This is a genomic window from Acetobacter sp. DsW_059 (assembly GCF_002153695.1).
GTDB lineage: Bacteria > Pseudomonadota > Alphaproteobacteria > Acetobacterales > Acetobacteraceae > Acetobacter > Acetobacter thailandicus.
In genome coordinates this window covers 1-16,519 of sequence record NZ_JOPI01000040.1, presented here as the reverse complement: position 1 = coordinate 16,519, position 16,519 = coordinate 1, and the positions used below count along the sequence as shown (strand labels likewise).

The 16,519-nt window shown below is 51.1% G+C and carries 14 protein-coding genes; 3 read left to right on the top strand and 11 right to left on the bottom strand.

Going from position 1 to position 16,519, the window contains the following annotated elements:
- Window positions 1–21 precede the first annotated feature (21 nt).
- From HK25_RS09265 to minC, 7 genes are all read right to left on the bottom strand, one after another.
- Window positions 22–2,298, bottom strand: coding sequence for an LPS-assembly protein LptD (locus HK25_RS09265; protein ID WP_369824742.1), 2,277 nt, complete (start codon window positions 2,296–2,298; stop codon window positions 22–24).
- Between the two features lie 60 nt (window positions 2,299–2,358).
- On the bottom strand, window positions 2,359–3,474 hold the full coding sequence (gene lptG / locus HK25_RS09260; protein WP_086636024.1) for an LPS export ABC transporter permease LptG: 1,116 nt from the start codon (window positions 3,472–3,474) through the stop codon (window positions 2,359–2,361).
- A gap of 20 nt (window positions 3,475–3,494) precedes the next feature.
- The gene (gene lptF / locus HK25_RS09255; protein WP_086554340.1) at window positions 3,495–4,643 is read right to left on the bottom strand and encodes an LPS export ABC transporter permease LptF; all 1,149 of its coding nucleotides are present in this window, start codon (window positions 4,641–4,643) and stop codon (window positions 3,495–3,497) included.
- A gap of 161 nt (window positions 4,644–4,804) precedes the next feature.
- Window positions 4,805–6,208 carry a siroheme synthase CysG gene (gene cysG / locus HK25_RS09250; protein ID WP_086636023.1) on the bottom strand — a complete coding sequence of 468 codons (1,404 nt, stop codon included), beginning with the start codon at window positions 6,206–6,208 and terminating at the stop codon, window positions 4,805–4,807.
- A 146-nt stretch (window positions 6,209–6,354) separates the two neighbouring features.
- Complete coding sequence (minE, locus tag HK25_RS09245; protein ID WP_086636022.1) at window positions 6,355–6,708, bottom strand: cell division topological specificity factor MinE; 354 nt, start codon at window positions 6,706–6,708, stop codon at window positions 6,355–6,357.
- Window positions 6,705–7,520 carry a septum site-determining protein MinD gene (minD, locus tag HK25_RS09240; RefSeq protein WP_086554337.1) on the bottom strand — a complete coding sequence of 272 codons (816 nt, stop codon included), beginning with the start codon at window positions 7,518–7,520 and terminating at the stop codon, window positions 6,705–6,707. Before minD ends, minE begins: the two co-directional genes overlap by 4 nt.
- Window positions 7,521–7,676: 156 nt before the next feature.
- Entirely contained in the window at window positions 7,677–8,381 is a 705-nt protein-coding gene (minC, locus tag HK25_RS09235; RefSeq protein ID WP_086554336.1) for a septum site-determining protein MinC, read from the bottom strand.
- A gap of 159 nt (window positions 8,382–8,540) precedes the next feature.
- Here minC and HK25_RS09230 point away from each other — a divergent pair, with 159 nt between their 5' ends.
- Together HK25_RS09230 and HK25_RS09225 are read left to right on the top strand one after the other, a co-directional pair.
- Window positions 8,541–9,209 (top strand): glutathione S-transferase family protein, encoded by a 669-nt coding sequence (locus HK25_RS09230; RefSeq protein WP_086554335.1) that lies wholly within the window; start codon window positions 8,541–8,543, stop codon window positions 9,207–9,209.
- Window positions 9,210–9,228: 19 nt separating this feature from the next.
- On the top strand, window positions 9,229–10,431 hold the full coding sequence (locus HK25_RS09225) for an NAD(P)/FAD-dependent oxidoreductase (protein WP_086636042.1): 1,203 nt from the start codon (window positions 9,229–9,231) through the stop codon (window positions 10,429–10,431).
- Window positions 10,432–10,469: 38 nt separating this feature from the next.
- Here HK25_RS09225 and rsmI read toward each other — a convergent pair whose 3' ends face one another.
- A complete protein-coding gene (gene rsmI, locus HK25_RS09220; RefSeq protein WP_086636021.1) occupies window positions 10,470–11,432 on the bottom strand; it encodes a 16S rRNA (cytidine(1402)-2'-O)-methyltransferase in 963 nt (320 codons plus the stop codon).
- On the opposite strand from rsmI, the gene HK25_RS09215 reads away from it, so the two are divergent.
- Complete coding sequence (locus tag HK25_RS09215; RefSeq protein ID WP_086636020.1) at window positions 11,426–12,802, top strand: penicillin-binding protein activator; 1,377 nt, start codon at window positions 11,426–11,428, stop codon at window positions 12,800–12,802. The two genes, rsmI and HK25_RS09215, sit on opposite strands and share 7 nt — an antisense overlap.
- Window positions 12,803–12,837: 35 nt before the next feature.
- Here HK25_RS09215 and HK25_RS09210 read toward each other — a convergent pair whose 3' ends face one another.
- From HK25_RS09210 to HK25_RS09200, 3 genes are all read right to left on the bottom strand, one after another.
- Window positions 12,838–14,433 carry a tetratricopeptide repeat protein gene (locus tag HK25_RS09210; protein ID WP_086636019.1) on the bottom strand — a complete coding sequence of 532 codons (1,596 nt, stop codon included), beginning with the start codon at window positions 14,431–14,433 and terminating at the stop codon, window positions 12,838–12,840.
- Window positions 14,434–14,581: 148 nt separating this feature from the next.
- The gene (locus HK25_RS09205; protein WP_086554492.1) at window positions 14,582–15,172 is read right to left on the bottom strand and encodes a CarD family transcriptional regulator; all 591 of its coding nucleotides are present in this window, start codon (window positions 15,170–15,172) and stop codon (window positions 14,582–14,584) included.
- A gap of 76 nt (window positions 15,173–15,248) precedes the next feature.
- Window positions 15,249–16,124, bottom strand: a complete 876-nt coding sequence (locus HK25_RS09200; protein ID WP_086554332.1) for a bestrophin family protein — start codon at window positions 16,122–16,124, stop codon at window positions 15,249–15,251.
- Between the last annotated feature and the right edge of the window lie 395 nt (window positions 16,125–16,519).

The window sequence follows — 16,519 nt, the reverse complement described above, 5'->3', positions numbered from 1 at the left end:
GCAAGGTTTTTGAAGTAGTTCTTACTTCAGGCCGAAAGAGCCAAGGGTTTTAAGGCTGACTGTGAAAAGCACAGTCGAGTTACGCTGCTGCCCGCCAATGGTTGTGTATTGTTTCATATATAATACATCTATTCCAAAGCAGTCGTTGCTGTAACCAAGGTCTCCACCCAGTGATACAAATTCTTTTCGTGACAGGCTGCGGCGTGCAAAAGCAGACAAGTGCCATGCGCCCCAGTCTGAGGAGAAACCACCACTCAGTTCGTTGGTTTTGACGTAATAGAGTGAAGAGGGCCCTGATGAACGATAGTCTGTGGCATAATAATAGTAAGGTGTAACCGGTTCATAAACATAGCCACCACGAACGCGGAAGTGAGGAACACCAACGCTGAATAATGCATCACCAAAATTTACGTGCTTGGTGTAGGGATCGAGACGCATGCGTCCGTTAAAATCGAAATACTGATTAGGGACCACGCGCGCCCGCATGACGATATCAGAGGCGTGGTGCTCAAGTCCGGAATATGGGAGCTGATCGTGGTTGATATGCTCCTGAAAGCTTTCTCCTCCCAGCAGGTCAACCTCATGTCCGTCCCATGTCCAGTTTGCGTGCAAACCGACATTGGCGCGCAACCCGCCGTCCAGTCTGTCCGTGCCCTGGTAGCGGTTCAGCGAAAACAAAGTTGAATCGGTGAACTCATAGGACATACTGTCTTCGTTCGGCATATTATTTCTGCTATACCCTGTATTGGGTGCATAGATAAGCTGGACGATGGGCTCGAGAATCTGAGAGCCGTGTCCCTTTTCAAATGCCCGGACAAAAGGCCAGCTGGTTTTTAGAGCGATGGTCGGGAGTACCTGCCCTGAAGTTGCAGCGCCGTGGCGGTTATAATAGTTGGGCTGCTGGTCAAGATGAGAAGCACTATAGAGTGTTGAATCAAGATGCAGCGTCAGCAGGTATTTTTGTCCCAGCTTGTTCTGAAAAGGACGGTCCCAGTTGAGTGCAACCTGCCCTCTGATATCAGAAGTCCCGTTGTCACGCCTGACATTAAAGTCGGTTGTAGACATACCAAAGCGTCCGCCAAGTGCATCAGGCTGACCAAGGAAGCTGTATGTGTAACGGGGCAAAACAAAAGGCAGGTCCGTGTTACGAATAACACCCTGGTTCAGCCCCTGATAATACTGGGCGTCGATACGTGAATATGAGCCTGTGCCGAACCCTTCAAGATAAACATTAGAGTTAAGGGTATCGTTACCATAACCGGTAACACGGTAGTTACGCATGTAGTCAGCTGACGTTGCCAGATTGACGTTCAGACCTGCACGCCAGTATTTGTTGAGTGAGAAATTAGCATTCAGGAACAGATAGCCCTGAAAACCATGCCCATTACCGCCTGAAACATCGTTACCAAAATCGTTGGTATAGGCTTTGGAGCGCATAGAGCTGTCAGTTATGCCGCCCTGCACTTTGACCATACCGAAGTTAAAGCGACGACGATACTGTGCGCTTAGCTGAGGGTTTGTTTTGGTTGAAAACAGTGCCTGCACAGTCATGTCGGATTGATTATCAATCACCCAGTAATAGGGGATTGTAAAATAGGTACCAAGGTAGCGGTCATGGGGAGTAACCCCAGGCATCAGAAAGCCGCTGTGTCGTTTGGCAGAAGGGTCGGTCATAGAAAAGAAGGGCATGTACAGGACCGGAATTCCCAGAATATCGAGATAGGTGTCTCTGAAAATAATTTCCTGATGTTCGAGGTCCTGTGTCGCGTCGTAGGCACGGAATTGCCAGAACGGCGCTCGTTTTTTGTCTTTTTTACAAATTTCACAGGCTGTGTAGACAGCACGGCTCATGTCGTTAACTTTTCCGCCTGTACGGCGCATACCATTGGCAGCCATTCGTGCATTTTCAGGCAGAGTTGTGCCGACATGCATCATAATCCCATCGCGCATACCGCCGGTGAGTTCGGCATATTGCGCGTGAATGACTGTTCCATCAGGCTGTATAGAAGCAACATTGCCATGCGCTGCGACAACGCCCGTGTCTCTGTCATAAACGATTTTGTCAGCGTGCATGACGTTATCGCCCTGCCAGAGCTGTACGTTCCCCGTCCAGGTGATGGTATGCTCGACGTCATTATAATCAACTTTGTCAGCCTGAAAGGTTGCTGGCTGATCAGTTGAATTATTTTTGGTCGGTGTCAGATGCATCGGAGATGGACGAAACTGAGCCATAGCAGTTTCTGGCATTGCCAGGCCCAGGCCTGATGCAAGCGTGCTCAGGGCGGTGGCTGCTGCCATAGCATGTTTGCGGCGCGTTAACCTGTATCGTGACGGTGGCTTATAATGCATTGTTTTAAGTCAGCCATCCTCAAGGTGGAGAAGTAGTGAGAGTGCCAGGCAAAGCCCTGCAACCGCAGGTGCCCATGCAGCCATGATTGGCGGGAGTGCACCGGAATTACCGAACTGCTCAGCAACTTTTGACACAGTGAAGAGCAGAAAACCAGCAGCAACACCAGAGCCAATCATACGGGCAACACCACCACGGCGGATAGGCCGCATAGAAAAGCCTGCCGCGACCAGGGTCATTGTGCCGGCAAGCACAGGAATAGCAAGTAGTGACTGGAAATGAATACGATGCCTGACAGATGAAAAGCCTGATGTATCAAGCAGATGAATAAAGCCTGGTAATGTCCAGATGGAAAGAGTTTCAGGAGAGGCAAAACTATCCTGCACCCGGTTCAGTGTTAAATCAGTCGGAAGCACGAATTGTCCTGCAGGCTGTAAAATCTGATAAGGTCTGGCTGTGTAGCTGTTATTCAGAATCCATTTCTGATGTGACAGGTATCCCTCAGGTGATTCGATGCGTTCAATCAGACCATCTTCATGGTCAAGGCGCAGAACGGAGATATCTTTCACATGAAGTGAAGCATTGCTCCCCATTTTCACGCTGCCTACATGAATGAGTGCGACACCATGCGGGTCAAACCGGGTGTCTGACTGTCGCAGCCAGAGAGAGCCCCCCGTTAAGGTGAGTGGCCCGCCTTCTGTGCGTAAATATTGCTGATCCAGCTCTTCAGCCTTGCGGTAGAGGGAGGATGCCATGGGAGAGAGCACCATGGTTGTCAGCAGGCCTATTGTTATGGCGCAGGCCAGAGGGGCAGTAAGGAACTGCCACGCCGAAATGCCCGCTGCACGGGCGACAATAAGCTCGGATGAGCGCGTCAGACGCCAGAAACAGATAATGCCGCCAAGCAGTACACCAAATGGTAAAATCTGAATTGAAAAATGAGGCACATGCAACGCTGCGATTTCAGTAACCACATTTGTTGATACGTTTGGTTTTGTTGCAACGCGACGTAACAGGTCAATAAAATCGAACAGGCAGACGATGCCTGTCAAAGACGCAATCATAGCCAGAACGCAAAAGACAAACTGCCGTGCGATATAAAAAGAGAATGTCGGAGAGGCGAACATGGTTGTGTTTATCTCTCTCTTCAGGAGGTCATTTCTGCTTTGGTGCTTTTCGCGCGTTCGGGGCCGAACAGAATAGCAGAACAAATCAGACCTGGCAGCAGGGCCAGAACAGGAATGAGAGGAATAAGAGAGGTATTGCGGCTCGCGAGGTTTTGCAGGACCAGGTTACATGCAAGCAGGCCAACGACGGCAAGAATGGCACCCAGGGGACGCTTGATATTGCCATGGCGTGAAAAGACACCGCGCAGAACAGCAAACAGCCCGACCATAGCAAAAGAGAAGCAGGTGAGGGGTGAGGTCAGCCGTCTCCATCCTTCCACTTTAAATTTGCCTGTATCACGCTCTGACACAAGCTCCGGATCAGGATGAAGCAGCATAGAAAGAGACATTTCGGCTGCGTCTGTACTGCGTGATTCTGCCTGTTTCTGAGACGTAAGGTCCATAGTGTCTTCTTTAAAAACAAGCATATCCAGGCGGCCGGTCTGTTTGTTAATCACCTGACGTGAGCCATCGTATAAAATGACCCGCGGCACATCATCCACCACAACCAGTGTGCCGTGGTTGGCCAGAATAGTTGCATGGCGGTCAGGCTGGCGATCATCCTCAACCATAATACCGTGTAGTGTGCCATCGTGACTGCGTGAACGGATATAGACAGTCATTACATCTGAGACTTTGGTAAAAACGCCTTCCTGCAACATAAAGGCAGCCATTTTATTTCGGATCTGAAATTCGTAAGCTCTGAATGCATGATAAGAATGCGGTACAATCCATAAATTGAGCAAAAAACCGCAAATGGTTGCCATGATGGCGCAGCTTACCCCTGGCTTGGCAGTCGCAAAAGGCGAAAGGCCAGCAGCGCGCATAACAGTCAGCTCTCTGTCTCCTGCCAGCCTCTGATACACAAACAGGCTGACGACAAATGTCGTAATAGGCAGAATAACAGCGACAAATGAGGGAACAAGCAGGCTTGTCAGCTTGATAAAAACCCCCAGAGAGAGCCCACGGTCAACAACCAGAGACACAAAGTGCAGTGACTGCATAAGCCATATTAATGCTGCCAGCCCACCGGTTGTTGCAAGCAATGCGACAAAAAGCTGGTGAAAAATATAGCGGTCCAGTGTGGGAATGCTGTTTCTCAGCCAGAGCAGCAATGAAGCAGGTGTCATATGTTGTATCTACCGCCTCCACCGGGAAGAGCAATATTTTCTTTGATTTATGAAATATGAAAGAGTTCTGCGTTTCGTTCTTCTGAAATCATAGTCGATATCTGAAAAAAAGATAGCACGTTACCATTCCGACGATATGAAAAATATATTTGTCGTCAAAGTCAGGGGTGCAATGGAACCACTCTGTGGCGGACAACCTCACCAATTATTACAAGGGCCGGGCTGGTTACCTTGTGTGTTACGGAAGTTTCAGGAAGAGAGCTGAGTGTGCCGGTGAAAACACGCTGGCGTGGTGTTGTACCGTGCTCAATCAGAGCTGCTGGCCAGTCTGCGGGTAAACCATGAGCCTGTAACTGCTGACATAAAGATGGCAGGGCATTTAACCCCATATAAATAACAACTGTCTGGCCATGCAGAGCAATTTTTTCCCATGCCAGTTCGAGCGTACCATCTGCACGGGCATGCCCCGTCAGAAAGAGGCAGGCCTGTGCACAGTCGCGGTGTGTCAGGGGAATGCCGGCATAGGCTGCACAGCCATTAGCGGCTGAAATGCCTGGAATAATGCGAAAAGAAACGCCTGCATCAACCAGAGCTTCCATTTCTTCACCGCCCCGGCCAAAGATGAAGGGGTCACCACCTTTCAGGCGGAGTACACGTTCCCCGGCTTTTGCACGGCGAATGAGTTCGGCATTAATGTCCTGCTGAGGCAGGGTATGGTGGTTGCGTTGTTTGCCAACGAAAACACGCTCAGCGTCGCGGCGGACATAATTAAGAATATCTGGCGAGACAAGATTATCATACAGAACTGTATCAGCGTCCTGCATCAGGCGCAGAGCGGCAAGGGTCAATAAATCCGGGTCTCCTGGTCCGGCGCCAACAAGCCAGACCTCACCCTGCTGGCGGTGTCCTTCCGTCAGGCGGTTAAGTTCCTGGGTGGCCTGTTCGGTTTTCCCTTCCAGAGCCAGTTTCTGACCTTTGCCATCGAGAAAACTTTCCCACACCCTGCGGCGTTCAGATGGATCAGGGAGCTTGTCACGCAGGGGCAGGCGGGCGTTTTGCATAAAGGCTGCAAGCTTATTCAGACCAGCCGGGAGGAGCTCTTCAATGCGTGCCCGCAGTCGTCGCGCCAGAACGGGGGCTGCACCTCCGGTGGAAACCGCAATCTGCACTTCCCCGCGAATAGACAGGGCAGGCGTAATAAAACTTGAAAAACCCGGATCATCGACTGAGCAGACAGGCACATTAGCCTCAAGGCACAGGGTAGCCAGCGAGCGGTTCAGCGCTTTGTCATTTGTGGCAATATAAACCAGCCGGCAGTGCGGCAGTCGCACCCTGACGTCAGCAGCAGTTACATCCAGGGCCTGGTGCGCAATTTCTTTTTTTTCAGCAAGTATGCGCAGCTCATCGCATAAATCAGAAGACAGAACCTCGATACGCGCTCCGGTCTGGACAAGTAGCTGCACTTTGTTGGCAGCGACGTTTCCGCCTCCGATAACGAGCACATGAGCGTCTTCCATGTGCAAAACAATGGGGAACCATCCGGTTTTGGGAGATGTGGGCTGCATAGGAAAAGAGCAAGCAGGCTTTTATGATCAATGCAAGCTTTGTTTGGGATATTTATCAAAAATATAAGGATATTTTCTCAGGCGGAGCTGTTAAAAAAGGACCGGCAGAAAATGCCAGTCTTTTTTTAACATAATTGCTCTTCCGGTTACTTTTTAGCCGGCGCTGATGCATCCTGCGAGGCAGGCTTTTTTTCCGGAGCAGGCCCGGGCGTTGCAGCTTTATCTGATGCAGGCTTACTGTTTGAAAGGCCAGGAACTTCAACATCAATTTCAAGCATTGAGCAGTGTGCGCCACGATCAAGCTTGATCTGCACTTTGTCCTGATCAACAGCGACGTAGCGTTTGATAACTTCCATGATCTCACGATGCAGCTGTGTGATCAGGTCATTTTTATCGTCGCTGCCTGAAATACGTTCATGGGCAAGCAGAATTTGCAGTCTGTCGCGGGCAACAGGCGCTGATGAACGTTTTTTAAAAAGAGCACTCAGAAAAGAACTCATGCTACCCTCCGTCTGAAGAGCCAGTCCAGCAGGGTCCGACGACCTGACGGAACGGTCATTTCCACTGTTTCACCTTTCAGGCGGCGAACAGCATCGATATAAGCACGGGCGGGTGGGCTTTCCGGCTCAGCAAGTGTTACCGGTGCGCCCAGGTTTGAGGCGCGCAGCACATCTGTGCTCTCAGGGATGATGCCAAGCAAAGGAATAGAAAGAATATCGAGCATATCGTCGGTGGCAAGCATATCGCCCCGTGCGGCACGCTGCGGATCATAACGGGTGATCAGCAGGTGTTTATCGATTTTCTTTCCTTTTTTTGCACGCTCGGTCGTGCTGTCGAGCATACCGATAATACGGTCACTATCTCTGACCGATGAGACTTCAGGGTTGGTGACAATAACAGCCATGTCAGCGTGATACATGGCCATCTGTGCACCGCGCTCGATACCGGCAGGGCTGTCACAGACAACCCAGTCGAATTTTGAGCGGAGTTCGTTGATAACTTTTTTTACGCCTTCAGATGTCAGGGCATCTTTGTCCCGCGTTTGCGAGGCGGGCAGCAGGTAAAGTGTATCGACTCGTTTATCTTTGATTAATGCCTGATTAAGGCTGGCGTCTCCCTGAATGACGTTGATGAGGTCGAAAACAACCCGTCGTTCGGCACCCATAATCAGGTCGAGGTTACGCAGGCCCACATCAAAGTCGACCAGGACGACCTTTTCCCCCGCTTTAGCCAGCGCTGCACCCAGCGCTGCGGACGTCGTGGTTTTACCTACCCCGCCTTTGCCCGACGTAACAACCAGAACCTTTGACATCCGCCTTATCCTCTCTGCGCCCTGTAATCTGTAGCCCCCGGCGTTCGTAAAAACGCACAAAGACAATATAGAAAGTGTAAGATACAGTTTGCACAGAAATAAAGAAATGCAGAATGTGACGGAAACTTTCTTTTTTGTAATCGGGTAGGCGGAAAATCAGGTTATCGCGCGGAAAACAAGGGTTTCTCCCTCAAGCAGCACCTGCGTTGGCTTGCCAGCCGGGGCGGCTTCCATTTCTTCGGCTGTGGCATAAAATCCGTCGATCGCCACAAGTTCAGCCTCAAGAACACGGGCGTAGATTCGCGCTTCGGGGTGGCCACCAAGGCCTGCAATCGCACGGCCACGTAATGCGCCGTAAATATGAATTGATCCGCCTGCTGAAATTTCAGCCCCTGAGGCAACCGCACCAAGAATAATGACATCACCATCTGGCCAGACAATATGCTGACCTGACCTGACAGGGTCTTCAATGAGCAGGCTGGAAGCCACAGCCTGCGGGGGAGGAGGGGGAGTTGTTTCATCAGGAATTTTCACTTCACCTGATGAGCGTCCGCCGACGAGACTTTCCGGCCATCCCCAGTCGGCGACAGACGCCCACTCCCGATTCCCGTTCTCAATAGCAATAATATTAATGCCGCGCTCTTCGAGAGCAGATTTGAGATCTGCAAGGTGGGGCGTATTTTCTGCCAGGCACGCCAGATCAAGAATGATGGGTTTCCCTGAGAAGAAGCCTGCCGAGCGGCTGATCTGTGCATCCAGTGCCTGCAGCCAGTCCACAAGCGGGGCTTCAGGTGTGAGGGTCAGTGCCAGAAAAGAGCGGCCAGACAAACGAATACGGGGAGAGGAAGGCGTGCCGGACAAAGAAAATACCTCTTGGAGGAAAAATCATAAAGGATAGGGTGCCTGACTATCAGGGAAGGCTACGTTGTGTCTGTATAATCTGGTGCGACATTTTAAAGTTTACTTCATTTTCATTTAGCCTCTGGCAAGACAGCAGACAATGTCATAAATCTTATTTCTATGCGTACCCTTTTTCATCATCCCATGTCTCCCTATTGCCGCAATGTGCGTCTTGTTCTGGGTGAGAAACGTCTGCCGTTCGATACGGTAATTGAGCCTGTGTGGGAAAAACGCCCGGAATTTCTGGCGCTTAACCCGGCGGGTGAAGTCCCGGTCCTTTGTGAGGATAACGGGCTGGTTGTGCCTGACTCCAGAGTGATCTGTGAATATCTGGAAGAGGCATATTCCGGCACACCATTGCTGGGGCGTACCCTGGCAGAGCGTGTTGAGGTCAGGCGCCTGGTTGCATGGTTTGGCGGGCATTTTGCCCGTGATGTGACGGATCGCTTTATTACAGAGCGTGTGTTTAAGCGTTTGAGCGGACAGGGGAATCCTGATGGTTCGATTCTGCGCGAGGGCTATAACGCGATGAAGCCCAGGCTGAAATATATCAACGGACTGGCAGAGAATCGAAACTGGCTTGCCGGGTCGTTTCTGTCGCTTGCTGATTTTTCAGCTGCGGCGCATCTGTCATGCCTCGATTTTATTGGTGATATTGACTGGTCCCGCGTTCCGGCACTGCGTGACTGGTATGCCCGTATGAAGTCACGTCCGTGTTTCCGGCCATTACTGTCTGATCGTGTGTCGGGCATTACACCGCCCGGTCATTACGCTAATCTTGATTTCTGAGTTCTGAATTATTGTGACGATACGTGAACGGACGGCACGCTCTGCCGATGTTATTGTTATTGGTGGTGGTGCTGCGGGTCTTATGGCTGCCATCACGGCTGCCCGTGGCGGACGCCAGGTTGTTGTGCTTGATCACAATGCCGAAGTGGGACGTAAGATCCTTATTTCAGGGGGTGGGCGCTGCAATTTTACTAACCTCGATATCCAGCCTGAATGCTACCTGTCGCAGAACAGGCGCTTTCCTTATTCGGCACTAAGCCGATATAAACCGGCTGATTTTCTTGAACTTCTTAAAAAGCATCATATTCCCTGGCATGAGAAAAAGCTGGGGCAGCTTTTTTGTGATAACTCAGCACGCGATATCGTGACGATGCTGCTTGCAGAATGCGCACAGGCTCATGTGCGTGTGATGACGGATGTAAAAGTGACATCTGTCAGTCGCTCTGATCAGTTTAGCGTAGAAACATCCGCAGGTAATTTCTCTGCCCGTGCTGTTGTGCTGGCAACGGGAGGTTTGTCTGTACCTAAAACAGGCGCTACCGGGTTTGCCTATGACATTGCCCGTCAGTTCGGTCTTTCCGTAATACAGCCCACCCCCGGGCTTGTGCCGCTGGTTTTTGGCGCAGAGTCGGATCGGTGGGTGCACACACTTGCCGGTATTTCTCTGCCGGTCAGAGTATCATGCGGCAAGCGTGTGTTTGATGAGGCACTTCTGTTTACTCATCGCGGGCTTTCAGGCCCGGCATTGCTGCAGATTTCGTCATACTGGCAACCTGGTGAGGCGATACGTATTGATTTGCTGCCTGGTCAGAATTTTGAACAGCTGCTGGGAGACATTAAAAAGGCTAAAGGCAAGATGCGTGGCCCCGCAGCCTTAAGCCGCTGGTTGCCGCAGCGTCTGGCCCATGAGATGGCCGGACAGTATGCCCCTGACCGTCCGGTGGTTGAATGGTCTGATAAAGCTGTGCGTCATATTGCGCAGTCCTGTCATCGTATGGATGTGCATCCGACAGGCACGGAGGGCTTTGCCAAAGCTGAGGTGACACTGGGTGGGATCGATACCCGCTCACTCTCATCGCGCACGATGCAGGCTGAAAAAGTGCCTGGCCTGTATGTCATTGGCGAAGCTGCAGATGTTACCGGCTGGCTGGGCGGTTACAATTTTCACTGGGCCTGGGCCAGCGGACATGCCGCAGGCATGGCACTGGCTGAAGAGGGATAGTCAGCATTTTTATCGTCTGCTGACTTCAGGCTGCGTTTTTAGTTTTTTCCTTTCGTTGTCAGCTCCAGTGCCCGTGCATAAACGGTTCGGCGTGGCAGGCCTGCGGCTGTTGCAGCCAGAGTTGCAGCATCCTTGACAGAGTGTGTTTCAAGCAACGAGCGCAGTGTATCGTCGAGCGAGCGCTGGCTTGTTTCCTGTGTTTCTGACGGCGGGCCAAGAAGCACAGTAATTTCTCCGCGGGGTGTATTGGCTGCATAATATTCTGCCAGCTGGCTCAGTGTCCCCCGCCTGACTTCTTCAAAGCGCTTGGTCAGCTCACGTGCGACAGCTCCCTGGCGTGACGGGCCAAATATGGCTTCCATATCCACCAGTGTTTCGCTCAGGCGGTGAGGGGATTCGTGCCATATTAAGGTGGCTGCCAGACCTGCATGTTCTGCTGCATGAAGTTTTGCAAAGGCTTCTTTGCGCGCTGAAGAGCGTGGAGGAGGGAAGCCAATAAACATAAACGGATGTGGCGGCAGCCCTGACAAAACAAGGCCCGTTAGTGCAGCATTGGGGCCGGGAATGACAGTGAGCGGAATATCAGCATCAATGGCAGCCCGTACCAGGCGATATCCCGGGTCAGACAGCAGAGGCATACCGGCATCTGAGACCAGAGCGATCTGCAAACCCTGTTCTAATTTGTTTATCAGGCCCGGAACTCTTTGTTCCTCATTATGTTCATGAAGTGCTTCAGTTCTGACTGAAATATTATATTCGCTCAGTAATCTGGCTGTTGTACGTGTATCTTCACACAAAACGAGGTCAGCATGTTTTAAGGCCTGTATGGCCCGCGGGCTGAAGTCACTGAGGTTACCGATAGGTGTTGCGACCAGCGTCAGAGCAAATGTACGGGATGTACGATCTGTAGTGTGCTGATTATTATTATTATTGGACGAAAGAGGCCCGCCGTGTTCTATATCAGGCCGGTTGCTTTCGGGAGATAAACTGGATGATGGCACGAGCCTGCTCTTTCTTTTCTGGTGTGACGACTGCCAGGGTATTGTATCGGGATGTGACGGTAAATAAGATGATACGCAAGACCGGACTGGCTGTTTTTGGTCTGGCAGGTTTTTTGCTTGCCGGTTGTGCGCACGAAACGACTAAGCCAGAGGCGACAGAAGCAGGTCATAAAGTCGGTGTTTTACTGCCGTTGTCCGGGCCTAATGCATCTCTTGGGCACGAGTTACTTGCAGGTGCACAGCTGGCTTTATCTGCCACGTCTTCGGCGCAGGGCGTAGCTGTTCCTCAAATGGATGTAAGAGACACCGCCGGCTCTGGTGGTGCGGCTGCTGCCGCTGCAGCGGCAATAAGCGCGGGTGATACTCTGCTTCTCGGCCCTCTTACAGCAGGTGATACAGCCGCAGCGGCCCCTGGTGCATTGTCTGCCGGCGTTCCTGTCCTGGCATTTACCAGTGATATTTCGCAGGCACATCCTGGCGTGTGGGTTATGGGTATTACGCCTGAGGATCAGGTTCAGAGGCTGGTGTTTCTTGCTCACCAGGAGGGGCGCACGCGTTTTGCAGCCTTACTGCCCGACAACCCCCTGGGTCGCGCTATGGGAGCAGGTCTGAAAGCAGCTTGTCTTGAGCAGGGGTTACCTTCACCTGTTGTCGTGTACCATATCGCCAGCGCAGCAAGCATTAAGATGACCGCGCATGAGCTGACTGCTTATGATTCGCGGCTGGCTCAGGCACAGGGAGGAGCAGGCGAGACGGCTCCTGTTCAGGCCGAGCCCGCCGTGACAGATTCTGCAGGGGAAAATAACAGCTCGCTGCCTGCAGATCTTGCCGCAGCACTCAGGCCGGATGCTGAGGCAACGCCAGCGGAGCAGAAGCTGCAACTGCCTGCACCACCGTTTGATGCTTTGCTTCTGGGAGATACCGGAGCCGGTCTCAGGATGGTTATAGATGCTCTGAATGAGACACAGGTCGCAGCTCCTTCCGTGCGTATCCTTGGTCCTGGTTTATGGTCAGCTTTCGCGACAAAGCTGGGAGCGCTGCGAGGCGCCTGGTACGCCGCACCCGACCCGGCCTCCCGTCAGGGTTTTGTTAATCAGTTTATGGCCAGAAATCACCATATGCCACGGCCGCTTGCTGATTTATCTTACGATGCTGCGAATATTGCGAAGACAGTTTCTCAAATCGCTCCATCAGGTTATCCGGTGAATATTCTGACTCGTTCAGAAGGGTTTAACGGCGTTGATGGCCCGATTACCTTATTACCTAACGGACGGACCCGCCGTGACCTTGGTGTATTCGAAGTGATTGGTAACGGCAGTCCGGCTAAACTGATTGCTCCATCTGCTGTTAAGACAGGTATTTCAGGCTAGGTGTTTTCTGCTTCTGGCCTTTGCAGCAGCAGAGGTCATTTGCTTTTTTCACGGGCCATTTTACGCAGAATGGCACAGACATTTTCAACAACAGGTTTCCACTGGCGCGGTACTTCCTGCCTTACAATCTGCAGGGAGGGGTACCAGTGGCTTGTGCTTGTTTTGTGCAGCCACCGCCAGCAATTATCGTAACGATCCATCATGATCACGGGTTTGCCTAAACCGCCGGCCAGGTGAACGCACGATGTATCAACAGAGACCAGGACATCCAGAGCCATAATCAGGGCTGCTGTGTCATCCATAGAATTAAGGTCATCTGTCGGGTCATAAAGTGTCATTCCTTCGGGCAGATTTTCTGTCTGCCCGGCATAGGGGCCTTTTTGCACGCTGATCAGATTAACATGACGCAGCTTGCCGAGCGGAGCCAGTGTGTCGAGGTGCATTGAGCGGCGACGGTCTACAAGGTGTGCTCCGACCAGTGTAGGGCGCGGCGAACCACCCCATATAATGCCCACATTAAGTTTGCCATTATCAGGCATAAGATCAGTAAATTTTTTTACTTTTACCGGATCAGCAGAGAGGAATGGCACAGGGCTGCCCCATTTCTCCTCTGTGGCAGCAAAAACCCGTGGCAGGCTGATAAAAGGGCAGTGCCAGTCAAATTCAGGCACTGAGCCGCCGACCTGCACATGTGCTGCTCCTTTTACGCGTTTGCACAGCTCCTCCAGAGTGCCCGGTACCCACAGATGAGGAATAGCACCACGTTTTGCCAGCGGTTCAATATAGCGCAGATACATAAGTGTATCTCCAAGGCCTTCTTCCTGCGTAATGAGAATGCGCTTGCCGCTGATATCAGTATCCGGAGTGAGAGTTGGAAGAAGCGTTTCTCGTGGCAGACTTGTATGTCCAGGTAAATCAAGCCGCCATTCATGCTCTGTCCACCCTTGTGTGAAACGTCCAGCTTTTAACAGGGCGATAGAGTGGTTAAGGCGTATCTGAGCATGGTCAGGGCGCAGGTAAATAGACCTGCGGTACAGATCAAGAGATTCGTCAAAGCGCCCTGTATTGGCCAGAATAATAGCCGCATTTGATAAAGTGGCTGCGTTATCAGGATGTTGCTTCAGGGTATTTTGCAGAATAGCTAAAGCTTCTTCCATATCGCCTTTTTCAGCGAGTGCCATTGCCAGAGTATTTTTTGAAAGAATACAGTCAGGGCGCAGATCAGAGGCCTGTCGAATAATATCAACTGCTTCTGTCAGTTCCCCCATTTGTGTGAGCACATGCCCCATAATATCATAGACCCGGGCATCCTGTGGGGTACGCTTTATAACAGCACGGCAGACGGGCAGGCTGTCATTGCGTCGTTCCTGGCTGATCATTATATCAACCAGCTGTTCCAGAGGGTGTTTTGCCAGAGGGGTAAGAGCTGCAACCTGGCACAGAAGACTGGCGGCTGCTTCAGTTTTGCCCATTCCTGCCAGGCAGAAGCTTTTCAATGTCAGCGCTTCTGTACTGTCGGGGTTGGATAGTGTCTCAAGGGCAGGAAGCGTGGCTTCATAGCGGCCGGATTTAATTTCGTTAAGCGCCCGACGTAAAGTTGTCTCATCGCTTGTGCTTAAATTATTATGCATAAAATCAGGTCCGCTGTTTATGGTGTCTGCCTCAGGGCAGATATTGCTTAACTAAGCTAATAATGGTCAGTGTAACTGCATGTAAAAAGACCCGGCAAGATGTTGCATCTTCCGGGTCTTTTATGCGGGGCGCTGTGATATTAAAAAATCAGGCTGCCTTCATCACTTCAGTCAGTGTTGTAAGTACATCTGCCGGATCTTTCTTTTCAAGAATAGCGACCTCGGCGACAAAGCGTTCCTGTGCAGCCTCAAAGAGTTTGCGCTCGCTAAAGCTGCCATCGAGACTGTCAACATTACGACGCAGGTCGCGCAGGACTTCAGCAATCTGAACCAGGTCGCCTGAGTTGATTTTTTCCTGATAGGCAACAGCGCGACGAGCCCACATGCCCTTACTGACATGAGGTTTGCCTTTGATGATCGCCATAGCTTTATCAACGATCTCGCGTGAGACGATCTTCCTCAGTCCTGACTTGCGTGCTTTGGACAAAGGAATGCGCAAAGTCATCTGATTGCCAGGAAAGGAAATCTGAATGACTTCGATCTTTGTACCGGCAATTTCATCAACGCCAATACGGTCAACACGTCCCACACCGTGGGCTGCGTAGACGATAGCATCCCCTTCCTGGAAGGGATCATCGTCTTTAACACGAATTTTAGCCTCGGCTGCAGTAGTTGCTGCGGCCGTACGTGCCATGGCGTCTGTCACGCCATTTTTAGAGGTAGCTCTGAAAGTATTCATAGCTCTGGCTTTTACCACAGAAGAGGAAGTATGTCTTTGATTATCGCTAAACAACCGGCGAATAGCTACATATACGTTAGTACTGGATCCCGTTGACGGTACCCAGGGGGGGCGGAGAGAGTTGTCCTGTTGGTTGTACAACGTCAATTTCGATGTTTCGCGCCATTGTTGCCATCGGCAGAGAATGCGGTGTGCTTGAGAAGGGGGCCTGGAGGTCACTGGCACTTTTATCAAGAACGACAAAGAGCAGACCTACAAGGGTCGAGCCCAGAGGGGTGATCCACTCAAGTGTCTGCACCATTGAAAGTGGTAAAACGATGCAGAAAATATTGACGAGTGCACGCGGCAGGGAGGAGAACTGCATGGGAAGCGGCGTATTGCGAATACGTTCAAGGCCTCCCTGTGCATTGGCCAGGTCAGATAAAATACGGTCAATCTGCCCATGGACGGCTCCGTCGATGTTCTTTTTGGCAACCTCATCGCTTACGCCAAGGCCAAGCTGATAGAGAATAGCGTTAGGCTGGTTACGCCAGCCGACAATGGCCTGTGCCATTTCTGGTGGCAGAAGGCGGTTAACATCTGCTGAGACATCAATATTTCCCAGTGCGCCACGCAAAGCATGTGGGTATGCCGCAATGCCAAACATAAGGTCAGGCCGGTCTTTAAGCAGGGTACCGGCCTGGCGACCGAAAGAGCGGCAGTTGTTTGTAATGGAACCCCATAATGTGCGGGCCTCCCACCAGCGGGCATAAGCGCTGTTGTTGCGAAAACCCATAAATAACGCCAGTGCGGAGCCAATCAGAGAAACAGGGAGGCTGGGTTGTTCCATCCATTCCTGGTGGAATATCTGAAACAGAATGACCACGACAAAATCCCAGGCCATCATTAGTAAAAGTGTCCCGAAAATTTCCCGGGCAACAATGCGTAAACCTACCCGCTGGTCGATGATCATTCAGTATGTCTCCGTCTGGTTTTGTTTGTTCTGGAAGGAGATAGCAATCTGCATTTCTGTATAAAGTTCTACAGACTAAAACTATAAAAGGTCAATTTCTGCAGAAAGGATTGTTTTTTGTGGAGGGCCGCAGAGGGCAGTGGCTGGCCTTAGAGCCTGCGTCAAAAAGCGGCCTGAGTGATTTTGGACCGAAAACTTCGCACCGCTCTGATCAGATTTTATGAAGCTTTAAGTGTGTTGTCTCCAGCTGAATGACTATAGATTGCAATTAGCAAGACAGAACAGCTTATGTGGTCTTATTGTGAGAATAAGTGCCTTTTAAATATACGAAATTACCAAATTTATTTTTAGAAGTATTTTGGAAAAATATTGTTTTATAATATAAAATTAAATCT

Bases quoted from the DNA above. Each gene is read 5' to 3' on its own strand.
- HK25_RS09265 (WP_369824742.1), bottom strand. From the start codon at position 2,298: ATGGCAGCAGCCACCGCCCTGAGCACGCTTGCATCAGGCCTGGGCCTG.
- lptG (WP_086636024.1), bottom strand. From the start codon at position 3,474: ATGTTCGCCTCTCCGACATTCTCTTTTTATATCGCACGGCAGTTTGTC.
- lptF (WP_086554340.1), bottom strand. From the start codon at position 4,643: ATGACACCTGCTTCATTGCTGCTCTGGCTGAGAAACAGCATTCCCACA.
- cysG (WP_086636023.1), bottom strand. From the start codon at position 6,208: ATGCAGCCCACATCTCCCAAAACCGGATGGTTCCCCATTGTTTTGCAC.
- minE (WP_086636022.1), bottom strand. From the start codon at position 6,708: ATGAGTTCTTTTCTGAGTGCTCTTTTTAAAAAACGTTCATCAGCGCCT.
- minD (WP_086554337.1), bottom strand. From the start codon at position 7,520: ATGTCAAAGGTTCTGGTTGTTACGTCGGGCAAAGGCGGGGTAGGTAAA.
- HK25_RS09230 (WP_086554335.1), top strand. From the start codon at position 8,541: ATGCGTACCCTTTTTCATCATCCCATGTCTCCCTATTGCCGCAATGTG.
- HK25_RS09215 (WP_086636020.1), top strand. From the start codon at position 11,426: ATGGCACGAGCCTGCTCTTTCTTTTCTGGTGTGACGACTGCCAGGGTA.
- HK25_RS09210 (WP_086636019.1), bottom strand. From the start codon at position 14,433: ATGCATAATAATTTAAGCACAAGCGATGAGACAACTTTACGTCGGGCG.
- HK25_RS09205 (WP_086554492.1), bottom strand. From the start codon at position 15,172: ATGAATACTTTCAGAGCTACCTCTAAAAATGGCGTGACAGACGCCATG.
- HK25_RS09200 (WP_086554332.1), bottom strand. From the start codon at position 16,124: ATGATCATCGACCAGCGGGTAGGTTTACGCATTGTTGCCCGGGAAATT.